This window comes from Chromobacterium sphagni, from assembly GCF_001855555.1.
In the GTDB taxonomy this organism is placed as follows: Bacteria; Pseudomonadota; Gammaproteobacteria; order Burkholderiales; family Chromobacteriaceae; genus Chromobacterium; species Chromobacterium sphagni.
In genome coordinates this window covers 1-10,136 of the sequence record NZ_MKCT01000081.1, presented here as the reverse complement: position 1 = coordinate 10,136, position 10,136 = coordinate 1, and the positions used below count along the sequence as shown (strand labels likewise).

At 64.0% G+C, this 10,136-nt stretch carries 11 protein-coding genes; 2 read left to right on the top strand and 9 right to left on the bottom strand.

All coding sequences use genetic code 11. The annotated features are described in order from the left end of the window. From BI344_RS21015 to BI344_RS20980, 8 genes are all read right to left on the bottom strand, one after another. The coding region (locus BI344_RS21015; protein ID WP_139167102.1) for a hypothetical protein at nt 1-509 on the bottom strand (509 nt) is incomplete at its 3' end. Further along, the gene (locus BI344_RS21010; protein ID WP_071114750.1) at nt 499-1,551 is read right to left on the bottom strand and encodes a DotH/IcmK family type IV secretion protein; all 1,053 of its coding nucleotides are present in this window, start codon (nt 1,549-1,551) and stop codon (nt 499-501) included. The genes BI344_RS21010 and BI344_RS21015, both read right to left, overlap by 11 nt. Nucleotides 1,552-1,583: 32 nt before the next feature. Then, nucleotides 1,584-2,237 carry a DotI/IcmL family type IV secretion protein gene (locus BI344_RS21005; RefSeq protein ID WP_158020802.1) on the bottom strand — a complete coding sequence of 218 codons (654 nt, stop codon included), beginning with the start codon at nt 2,235-2,237 and terminating at the stop codon, nt 1,584-1,586. Between the two features lie 216 nt (nt 2,238-2,453). Further along, complete coding sequence (locus BI344_RS24640; protein ID WP_071114748.1) at nt 2,454-2,690, bottom strand: hypothetical protein; 237 nt, start codon at nt 2,688-2,690, stop codon at nt 2,454-2,456. 200 nt (nt 2,691-2,890) lie between these two features. Further along, on the bottom strand, nt 2,891-3,988 hold the full coding sequence (locus BI344_RS20995) for a sulfotransferase family protein (protein ID WP_071114747.1): 1,098 nt from the start codon (nt 3,986-3,988) through the stop codon (nt 2,891-2,893). Beyond that, nucleotides 3,972-4,583: an adenylyl-sulfate kinase gene (cysC, locus tag BI344_RS20990; RefSeq protein WP_241499430.1), complete on the bottom strand. Its 612-nt coding sequence runs from the start codon at nt 4,581-4,583 to the stop codon at nt 3,972-3,974. The genes BI344_RS20995 and cysC overlap by 17 nt, the downstream gene beginning before the upstream one ends. Nucleotides 4,584-4,862: 279 nt before the next feature. Further along, nucleotides 4,863-6,680 (bottom strand): DUF1302 domain-containing protein, encoded by a 1,818-nt coding sequence (locus BI344_RS20985; protein ID WP_071114745.1) that lies wholly within the window; start codon nt 6,678-6,680, stop codon nt 4,863-4,865. Nucleotides 6,681-6,740: 60 nt separating this feature from the next. Further along, nucleotides 6,741-7,919 (bottom strand): M20 aminoacylase family protein, encoded by a 1,179-nt coding sequence (locus BI344_RS20980; protein WP_071114744.1) that lies wholly within the window; start codon nt 7,917-7,919, stop codon nt 6,741-6,743. A 285-nt stretch (nt 7,920-8,204) separates the two neighbouring features. On the opposite strand from BI344_RS20980, the gene BI344_RS20975 reads away from it, so the two are divergent. After that, nucleotides 8,205-9,269, top strand: coding sequence for a GlxA family transcriptional regulator (locus BI344_RS20975; protein ID WP_071114743.1), 1,065 nt, complete (start codon nt 8,205-8,207; stop codon nt 9,267-9,269). 47 nt (nt 9,270-9,316) lie between these two features. Continuing rightward, the gene (locus BI344_RS20970) at nt 9,317-9,832 is read left to right on the top strand and encodes an AAA family ATPase (RefSeq protein WP_071114742.1); all 516 of its coding nucleotides are present in this window, start codon (nt 9,317-9,319) and stop codon (nt 9,830-9,832) included. A 45-nt stretch (nt 9,833-9,877) separates the two neighbouring features. Here the strand turns inward: BI344_RS20970 and BI344_RS20965 are convergent, their stop codons facing one another. Continuing rightward, on the bottom strand, nt 9,878-10,069 hold the full coding sequence (locus BI344_RS20965) for a hypothetical protein (RefSeq protein WP_071114741.1): 192 nt from the start codon (nt 10,067-10,069) through the stop codon (nt 9,878-9,880). Between the last annotated feature and the right edge of the window lie 67 nt (nt 10,070-10,136).

Here is a 10,136-nt window from a genome sequence, read left to right as displayed (position 1 = left end):
TTTGCGCGGTTGTTTTGGAATTTCTGCAACCACGCACTCTGCTTCTGCACTGCCGCCGCATCCAGCAACGGCTGCAAAGACGGCCCCTGGGGAATGGGGGGCATCTGCCCGCCGGAACCCGAAGACGGATCGCCCCGGTCGCTCAACGCGCCCACCTCGGCCACATACGCGCCGCCGCTGGCGATGGCGTCTTTCTGCCGACCATCGCGCTGGCTGTTCAGCAAGGCGTCGGCGGTACCGTACACCGCCGGCTGGCTATGGTCGTCCGCCACCGCCAGCGTGCCGGCGTCTGCCGTGCCTGTGTCGGCCATCTTCTCCGGCGTACTGGCCATCGCCGCCGATTCCCGCCCGGCATCCTTGGGCGCGCTGACTTTCTTGTAAACCAGCATGGCGGCGAAAAAGGCGATCGCCACGCCACCGAAAATGATCAGCCGCAACTTGCCGGCATCCTTGCCGCCAGGGCCCTTGGGCTGATTGCCGAAATCCACCATGTCCGACTTATTGCTCATAGCCGCCCCATCGAATGACAATTGCGCGCGAAGTGCCCGCCATGCCCGTCACCATCGAAGACGGCCGGTAATCGAACTCGTACGCCGAGCCGCCATCGTCGTCGCGGGTGCTGGTGCGGAAGTTGCGCGGCGACAGCAGGGTCACCCCAGGACGGACCTTGACGAAAACCCGGTTGTCCGACAGCCGCTTCCAGACCTTGACCGCATCGCCGCCGGTGTGGGACACCGTCTGCATTTCATCGCCTACGGTTTCCTTCAGCACCGCCATCAATGTGCCCGACAGCGGCGACTGGTATTCATCGCCGCGGTTCAACGCGTCGCCGCCCATCCAGGTCAACCGCAGGTCGGCCGCGAAATCCACCCGCTCGCCGCTTTTCGGATAGAGCGATCTGACCTTGATCACAACCGGCCGGAAGGAACCGGCGGCGAATACCGTCAGCGAAGTCGAGCCGGAACCGGACGAATCGATCACGATGGCGTCCTTGGCGTCGCCGCCGGATGTTGCCGACGCCGGCGCCAGGCCGGCCGCCCCCGCCAGTGCGCCGACCTGCGCGGCGGGCGACGACTGGGCATCGCCCGGAATGGGATGAATGGTGAGAAAAGCCATGCCCGGCACACTGCCGGAAATCTTCAGCGGCTGTCCCGCCACATCGGTCAGGCGCACCGTCACCGGATAGCCCACCGCCACCGTCAGGTCCACGGTCCGCCCAGGGCGAACCGGAATCGTCCGTTGCTCGCCCGATACCGGTGGAGAGTCCTTCATCTTCTCCACCTTCTCCACCTGACGACGGTACATCCGGATCTGGCCCGGATCGAACGGCACCGCCTCCTTCATCACCGAACCGAACACCGGATCAGCTTCCATCGCCCTCTGCAGCGGATCCCTGGTTTGCTGCCTGCCCGACTGAGCCGACGCAGCCGCAGGCGCCTGCACCGCCAGCCGCGGATCGCTAGCGCTATTGGTATAAAACTGGCCGCCGGCCGGATCGCCCGGCTGAGCCGCCGCGGCCGCGTGGGACACCGCCCAGGCCGCAATCAGCAAGACCCGGCTTGCAATCTGACTTCTCACGTCCCTCACCCCCTGTCCTTGACCATGTAAAGGGCGAGAATCCGATAGTCCTTCGTCCCTCCGGCCGCCACCAGCCCGACCACCACCTTGAACTTCATCTGATTGTCCGCGCGCTTGGTGCGGTTCAGATAGCTGAGCGTCCCGCTGGCCTCGAACTCCCAGGCCTCGACGCCGGCCTGCTGCCCCTTCCCGACCAGGATGGGCGAGCTGGAGAGCTTCATATTGCTGATCAGCTCGCTATCGAGTACCGATTTGAATGTCCCCGCCGCTTCCAGCTGGCTCTTGAAGGTCAGCCAGGAATCCTCGGTGAAGTACTTGCGCGAGACGTCGGAGAAATGAGGCTCCAACTCGGTCCAGTTGTAATTCAGCACCTGGGGCAGGGCGTAAGCGATCCATGCTCCAGCCTGGTTCTCATTGAAAACTGGAGAGTTGCTGGTCAACAGCTGATATTGACGGCCATCCGGCGTCACCGCGGTGAACTGCGGCAGCGGCGCCTCCTTGCGCGCCAGCGCGACCAGAGCCACCGCCTCCAGCAGGCAAGCCGCGGCCAGGCCGAGAATGATCAGGGTCTTGCGGCGCGAATCATGGCGCAGGTTTCCCGACTCACCCATGGTGTCCCTCAAGGCCCGGTCCACCTCTTGATCATTCAAATTCATCATGGACATCGAAATTTCCAAAATATGGTTCGATACAATATCTATCTTATCAAACATTTTAACCATGAAGACACATGCTTGCCAACAAAAATTATGGCTGCGGGATCCACGCCTCTCTTCCAAACCCGAAGCCGGGGACGCCCCCTAACGGCAAGTTCCGGACGCCGTGCTCCCGATCAACCCGACACATCCAGGCCCGATGCCCTCAGACCGGCTCGGCTAAGCAATCGACCAGACAAGGAACGTCTGATACTCCGCCTGGCCGGTCTGGCCGATGAAATTTTGGCCAAGATGCCAGTCGGAGGTATGGAGGACGCGCATGGAGAACCATGGGAGGAAAGGGATAGCCGGCCTGGCAGCAATCCAACTGGCCATGCATGCGCGCAGCACCTGCAGCGCGGGTTCGATCTGGCATCGCTGCCGCTCTGCCACGATGATGCGGAACAGCTCCCACATATCGCCGGAAGTTTCGAAATGATCGCGGCAGGGGCACCCAACACATGCACGATGCGGATCAGCGTCCAGCTCTGCAACTCCCTCAAGCTGCTGCCGACATTAGAGCCCACGGCATAGCGCGTTTCCGCCGGCTCTTCCGCCGTCATCCCCCGACCGTTGATGAACAGCAATGCGTGAATCTACGCCCTGACGGCCAAGCCTCAATGCGTATCCGCCATCCGCGCCGCAGGCGCCTCCGCCAAGCCGGTCGGCGATATCGCCGCATTGCGCAGCAGTCTTTGCCGCAAGCCGGCCAGGTAGTCGGCCCGGCCCTGCCGGAGAATGTAGTCGCGGTAGTTGTCGCGCTTGAGGTCATCCCAAGCGTGCTGGCGCGCGCGGCTGGAGTGCGCTTCGGCGGCAGCCGCCAATTCCTCCGTAATCGGCAACTGGGCCGGCGTCAGCATCGGATAACCGTAGCGCTGCATGTAGTCGCGGCAGCCGGTTTCAATGATTTCGATCTCGCGCATCGACAGTTGCTGCCTGAATTTGTCGGCATGCGCCGCAATCGGCGGAAAATGATTGGAAGACCACAGCGCCGACAACTGCGAAATCTGCGCGGCCTCCGCCGAACTGCGGATATCCAGCATCTGCGGCAGAAAAGAAATGCCGAAGAAATCGCACACCTGGCGCAGGATGGCCTGCTGGTCGGCCAGGAAGTCCTCGTAGCGTATGGTCAGCACCTTGTCAGGATGGTGGACCAGCAGACGGTCCGCCGCCTGGTAGGCCGCCAGCCAGGTGCGGACGTTCAGCACGGTATCGAAATCATGGAGGATGGCGCGGTTGATCGACGCCACCTGCGCGCGCGGATCGCGCACCACATTGAGGAAGCGCAGCCGCGGAAACAGCGTCAGCAACTCGTCGGCGTAATGGACGCTGTCCAGCGACTTGTCCATCACCACCTTGGCTTGACTGTGCTCCCCCGCCCGCAGCAGCAGCTCCCATACCACCTGATGCACGCTGCGCGGCCGATCGCCGATCGCTTCGAAGATCTCCACCGGATCGAATACCACGTTCGGCCATTTGACCATGCTGACCGTCTGCAAGCCCACCACATCCACGATCAGCTGGAAATAGGCGCGGTCATCCGACAGATCGCCATACAAAGGCAGCAGCGGCATGAAATCGACGATATGCAGCGGATAAGGCGAATAGAACTCCCGGCTGAAATTCAGCCGCAGGCGCAAGGCGTGGCTGCCGCAGCGGCGCAGCGGAATCATCAGCGCCGGCAACGGCCGGCCCGCGTCAGATGTGATACTCATGGTCATACCTTTCCACTTCCGCCAGCGGGCTGCAACAGTGCCGCGCCATGCGAAACAGCATGTCGACGGATTCATCCAGCCGCAGCGCGCCGGTGTCCAGCTCCAGCACCGGATTGCGCGGCGCCTCGTACGGCGCGGAAATACCGGTGAACTGGGCAAGCTCGCCAGCCCTGGCCTTGGCGTACAAGCCCTTGCAATCCCGCTGTTCGCAAATGGCCAGCGGAGTGCTGACATAGACCTCGGCGAATTTGTGCTCGCCGACGATGCCGCGCGCGGCTTCGCGGTCGCTGCACAGCGGCGAAATGCAGGCGCTGATCACAATCAAGCCGGCGTCGTTCATCAACCGCGCCACTTCCGCCACGCGGCGGATGTTCTCCTGCCTCTCCGCCGCGCTGAAACCCAGGTTGCGGTTGAGTCCGTGACGCAGGTTGTCGCCGTCCAGCACCACGGCGGAAAAACCGGAGCGGACCAGCCTGGCTTCAAGCTCGTAAGCGATGGTTGACTTGCCGGCGCCGCTCAGGCCGGTCAGCCAGATGGTGAGGGCGCGATGGCCGAACAACTGCTGACGGTCGACCAGCCGGACCCGGCTTCCCATTTTGAAGATGTTGGCCGGGAATCCGGTTTGCCTGGGCGCGGTATCCATAATATCCCTCCGGTGATTGGATGCGGCCGGCCGGGAAGGACAAGCGATCTGCAGCAATCACATGCTAGATATCTTGGTAATAGTGCGTAATGTACGAACATAACTGACCAAAAGAACAGAGCTAGTATTTGTACGGATCATTCAGAGCATATTTAAGATAGGCCACCCATTCCATCGGATTAACTTGCATGTCCAGCGTTCCTCTCGGCCTCTCGCGCCGCAACAACCGGCTCAGAACTTGATTCCCGCGCTGACCATCGCCAGGCTGCGATCCGACAGCGTATTGTAGTTGCCGCCGCCGGTGGCCAGATATAGCAGCTCGAACACATAGCGCTTGCGGTATTCGCCCTGCAGCCGCCACAGCGCGCTGCGTCGTCCCTCCATGAACTGGCCGTCCTGCGAATAGCCTTTTACGTCATAGCCCAACACCAGCGACGGCATCAGGTCCAGCCCCGGCAGCGCGCCGGCATAGCGCTCCTCCAGCTTGGCGCGAATGCCCCAGGACACCGATGTGACGAAGCCATCCAGCGCGCAAGTCGCCCCGGTTCCGCTACAGGACGGCGTGGCCGCGCTGGGCGCCTGGCCAAATCCCACCCGGCCATAGCGCATCGCGTACGGGTCGGGCAGGCTGGACAGATATTTCACCCCCACCTCGCCGGAGAGCCTGGCCTCGCCGCCCAATACCCTGCCCAACGGCTGCTGGCCGCCCAGCGAGAACTGGCTGCTGTGAAAAGTGTCGTAGCCGCGCGCCAGATAACCGGTCGGCGTGTGCGCCAGATAACCGAGCGGCCCGGTGCCGGTCAGCACGCCGTACAGGAAGTCCGCGCCGTTCCAGGCCACCGGCTGGTTGGGCCGATAGCTGAATTCGCTGTAGATGCCGGTGCCGCCCGGCAGCCTGGTCTTGAAATTGACGCCGAACATATGAATGTTGTCGGGATAACTGCGGCGGAATTGGCCGGCGATGCCGGTAGGCGCGGCCAGCCCCAAATTGGCGGCCGCCGGCAGCAGCACGCCGGGACCGGTCCTCACCATTTGGTTGAAGCTCATCTGGCTGGTCTGGTTGGAATAAAACAACCCCAGTTGGCCTACGCCGTCAAACAGATAGCTGATGCTGGCGCCGTATTCGCCGCCATAGGGCTTGTCGTCCGGCGCGCGCTGGATGTAATCGAGCGGATTGGCCGCCGACTGCTGGTCGCTGGTGACGACATTGCGGCGCAACAGCATGCTCAGCAGGCTGCCGTTGAGCGTGAGCTTGTTGCAGCCGGGCTGGGCGTAGTCGCTGCCGGAGTAGAATGCGCCGCAAGCCGGATAGGCATTGGGCTCGAACTTGAACTGGTAATAGCCGTCCAGCGTCAGCCGCGGCGTGGCCCCCAGCTTGGCGTAGAAAGCCGGCGCCGGGATGTTGACCATTTCCGGGATGGTGCCGGAGCGGCCCAGCGCATTGAAATCCATCGCATTCACCTGCTGGATGCCGCCCAGGATGGTGGTGGGCGTCACCCAGGGAATCACCTGCTGCCCCAGCCGCAGCAACAGCGACGACTGCCCCAGTTGGTAGCGGCCATACACATAGGCGTCGTCCAGCACCGCGCCGCTGAAACGCCCCAGCTGGGTAAAACCGGCGTCGTTGAGCGGCGCACCGGCAACATAAGCATTGGGCGCATGGCCGTGCGGAACCGCGTCGTGGATCAGGCCGTAGTCGTACCACGCCTTGCCGCTGACGAACAGTCCGGCATCGCGGTAGCGCAGATCGCCCTGCAGGTAGCCCTGCCACGATTCCGACACCAGATCGCCGCGCCGGTAGTTGAGATCGCCGTCGTTCAGCGAGTCCATCAGATTGGCGTGGCTGGTGAAAACCGGATTGGGGTTCTCCATCCGGTAGACGCTGCCCAGCGCCATCGCCCCTTTGGTTTCCAGCTGGACCGCCCCCCAGTCGAACCGGCTGCCTTCGCCCAGGCCGGACGGCAGAGTGCTGACCGTGATCTCGCCCGCGTGGCCGGCCCCCGCCGCCAACAACCATACCAGTGGGCTGCATGCATGCATCCGCTTCATCCGCCTTGCTCCTCATTGTTGTTTTCGCGACGCCGATTGCGCCGCCTTGCAGAGGCGCTGCTATTTCAGATAGGCCTCCGCCAGTTTTACCCAGTAACTGGCGCCCAGGCTGAGGATCTCGTCGTTGAAGTCGTAACCCGGGTTGTGGATCATGCAACCGCCCTTGCTGCCCACGCCATTGCCCAGCACCACGTAGCAACCAGCCACCTTTTCCAACATCCAGGAAAAATCGTCGCCGCCCATTGCGCCTGCGGGCAGCGGCACGATGCCCGCAGGCCCCACCATGCCCTCCGCCACCTCGCGCGCGATGCGGGTTTCCTGCGGCGTATTCACCAGCACCCGCGTCACTGGTTTCCAATCCATCCACGCCTCCACGCCATAGCTTTGCGCCTGCAGCGTCACCAGCTCGCGCAGCCGCGCCTCGATCTGCCGCTGGATCGCGGGGCTGTAGGTCCGCACCGTCAGCTCCAGCTGCGCGCTGTCTGGAATCACATTGCTGGCGCTGCCGGCATGCGCCGAGCCCACCGTCACCACCGCGGGCTGATCCGGCGGCAGATTGCGCGACACGATGGTCTGCAGCGCCAGGATGATGGAAGCCATCGCCACGATGGGATCGACGCAGGTATGCGGCATGCCGCCGTGGCCGCCCTTGCCGGTGAGAGTGATGGAGACGATGTCGGCCGACGCCGCCAGCACGCCCGGCTGCACGATGAAGCTGCCCACCGGCAAGGTGGGGCCGTTGTGCATGGCGAACACCGCGTCGCAGGGGAAACGCTCGAACAGACCTTCGGCCATCATCCGCGCCGCGCCGCCCTGGCCTTCCTCCGCCGGCTGGAAGATCAGATTGAGCGTGCCGTCGAACTGACGGCTCTCGGCCAGGTGCCGCGCCGCCGCCAACAGCATGGCGGTATGGCCGTCATGGCCGCAGGCGTGCATCTTGCCCGGCAGCTTGCTGGCGTAAGGCAGGCCGGTTTCCTCATGGATGGGCAGCGCGTCCATGTCGGCGCGGATGCCCATGCTGCGCGATCCGCTGCCGCAGCGCAGCTGCCCCACCACGCCGGTGCCGCCCAGACCCGCAGTCACCTGGTAACCCCAGGCCCGCAACGATTCCGCCACCAGTCTGCTGGTGGCCTCCTCCTCGAAACCCAACTCCGGATGGGAATGGATATTGCGGCGGATGGCGATGAACTGCTCTTCGTGTTGTTTGATGGCGGGAATGACCCCTGGCAGATTGCACATGTCGACACTCCGTTTCCATGCGGTGGCGATGGCGGCGCCTGCAGGGCAAAACCGGCCCGGGCGCAGCTCTGACTTCAGTTTATGAACGGAGTGGCGACGAAGATGGGGGGAGGATGGCCATTCGGCGGGTTGATATCGCCAGCAATCAGCTTGCTGGCGCAAGGCAGCGATTGCGCCGCCGACTCTGCATTTGGAATAATCAGATACAAAACAACATGCAATCAGTCTTGATTTTGCCGGCCGGCTTCGCCAAGGTTAAAGCGGATATCGCCAAGGCAGACCATCATGAGCACATGCGTAGACCTGCTTTACCTGCCCAACTGTCTCGGAGGAACGCTGTTTTCGGCCATCGACGTGTTGCAGGCTGCCAATAAACTGTGGCATCTGCGCCACCCGCGCCAGAAAACGCCGCGTTTCCTGTGGCGCCTGCTGGATGCCGACGGCGCCACCCTCCCTTTGCCGCCCTGGCTCTGCTCCCAATCCGGCGCCCCAAGCGCGCAAGCCGGCCAATCCGTCCTGCTGGTGCCGGGCATCGACATGGACAGCGTTCCCCACCTCAAACAACAACTGGACCGCTCAGGCGCCGCGCTGGCGCTGATTGCCCGGCGCCATGCCGCCGGAGACATCATCGCCGCCAATTACAACGGCGCCGCCATGCTGGCCCGCGCCGGCATACTGGATGAGCGCAACGCCACCATCACCTGGCTGATCGCCGGCTGGTTTTCCGGCCACCACCCCAAGGTGCGGCTGTTGATGGACCGCCCAGTCACCATCGACGGCAACATCTTCTGCAGCGGCGCGCCGGCTTCTTCCATCAATCTTGCGCTGGAGCTGGTCCGCCATTTTGCCGGAGACGAGCTGGCGCAGAGCTGTACCAACGGGCTATTGTATCAACCGGCCCGTTTCGAGCAGTCGGGCCAGACCCTGCCGCTGCTCGGCACCCCCACCCGCGACAGCCCGGTGTGCAAGGCCAGGCGCTGGCTGGAACAACATGTGACCGAGCCCTACAGCCTGGACAAAGTGGCAGAAGCCGCCGCCGTAAGCAGCCGCACCCTGCTGCGCCACTTCCGCGAGGTGGCGGACATGACGCCGCTGGAATACCTGCAACAACTGCGCGTGGAAAGGGCCAAGCTGCTGCTGGAGGTCACCACCGCGGACCTGCAGGGCATCATGGAGCAATGCGGCTACGAAGACGCCAGCTCCTTCCGCCGCCTGTTCCGCCGCCAGACCGGCCTCACTCCCACCGCCTACCGCCGCGCCTACGCGCTGCGCGCCACGCGGCGCTGGTGGCGCGTCGGCGACGCCGTCGTCCCGCCCCGGGAACGGGCCGCGACCGGCTTGTCAGCCTGATGCGTATCCATTACGGTGTCCGCCATCCACAAAGCTGAAAATCCTCCATGAAACTGGTCATCATCGGCAACAGCGGCAGCGGCAAAACCTGGCTGGCCTCCCGACTGGCCGAGCGCCATCAGGCCGCGCTGATCCATCTGGACCACCTGTTCTGGCAGCAGGGCGGCTTTCGAGCGCCGCGCCCGGCGGAGGAAGTGGACGGCATGATCAGCGCCGCTCTGAGCCAATCCGGGTGGATCGCCGAAGGCGTATTCGGCGATCTGGCCGCCCGCTTCCTGCCCCAGGCCGATGCGCTGATCTGGCTGGACGCGGACTGGACGCTGTGCCGAGCCCGCCTGCAGACGCGCCTGGCGGCGCAAGCGCTGCACATGGGCAGGCCGCAGGACGAGGCCTCTGCCAAGGCGCTGCTCAGTTGGGCCGAAAACTACGGCGTCCGCCGCGGCCATTGCTCGCACAGCGGCCATCTGGCGCTGTACGAGGGCTTCGCCGGCCACAAACGGCGGCTGGCGTCGCCAGACCAAGTCAACGCGCTGGCCGCCGCCGGCCTGCAACTGCAGGGATGACAAGCCGGGCCATCCCGCGCCCGGCCCTTTACCCCCGTCACGTGCCTACGGCGTCACATGCATGTACGGCGTGGTGGTCAGCGTGGCGGAAATCGCGCAGCCTCCCGCCAAAGGCGCGTTGATCAATGCGATCGTCGTTTCGCTGCCGCTATCGGCGATCTGCCCGTTGACCAGGCTGGGACCGCATTGGCCGCCCAGAATCGGCGTGTTGACGCTCACCGACACATTGTCGATCACCAGTTGCGTGGCAGCGGTAACGCGCCCCCACCCACGGCGCCGCCGGCGTGGCGCTGGCCTTGATCAT